2 pseudogenes are annotated in these 649 nt (G+C 37.1%); both read right to left on the bottom strand.

Going from position 1 to position 649, the window contains the following annotated elements:
• Positions 1-251: pseudogene (locus AB4486_RS23410) on the bottom strand (hypothetical protein); the annotation flags it as partial.
• Positions 252-262: 11 nt separating this feature from the next.
• Positions 263-649, bottom strand: a pseudogene (locus AB4486_RS23405) (hypothetical protein); the annotation flags it as partial.

Here is a 649-nt window from a genome sequence, read left to right as displayed (position 1 = left end):
TGTTTAGATGCAAGTGTACGGTAGTCATTGAACACTGAACATTGGCGCTCCTGTAGTGACACCATCACCTTTGATGCTTTATCAACGGCGAATGATACAGGTGTGAACTCTGTTCCTAGTTCTTTACAGTTCTGAGTAAGTTCCTTGCTTGTAGCTTCACGGTCTACTGTAGCTGATTCCATACCCGGAATTGATGAACAACCAGCCATAACTGATACTACTAAACCTGCAAGGATTGTTTTCTTAAGCATTTTCAAAGCCTTTAATTCAAGAGTGTATAAATTGAGTTTTCATTAAGTGTTGCTGTTATTTTTTTATGAGCGTCATCAAGTGCAAGCTCTTTACTAATCGGAGACTCTCCTATCTCTGATAAAATGTTCTGACTAACCACCACATTGGGATTTTTAGCTTCAAAGACTTGCAGTATTAGGTTTTGCTTGGCTTTGTAAGTGTTACTTTTTTTACCTTGTCTTACATTACCTTTGATATAAACAATGATGTCACCTTGCGAAGTCGTTGCTACATTTCTGGCTAGTATTGATTTTGTTTTCGAGGAATAAGTATCAGAAGCAGAACGGATAGAAATGCTGATATTTTTAAAACGATCTATCGTATTACGCTCGAGTATTAATTGTGGTCCATAGAATTT

Origin of the sequence: Vibrio sp. 10N.222.55.C6 (assembly GCF_041473395.1) — a bacterium.
Taxonomy (GTDB): domain Bacteria; phylum Pseudomonadota; class Gammaproteobacteria; order Enterobacterales; family Vibrionaceae; genus Vibrio; species Vibrio crassostreae_C.
The sequence above is the reverse complement of the archived record's forward strand: the minus strand, read 5'-3'. Positions and strand labels throughout refer to the sequence as shown.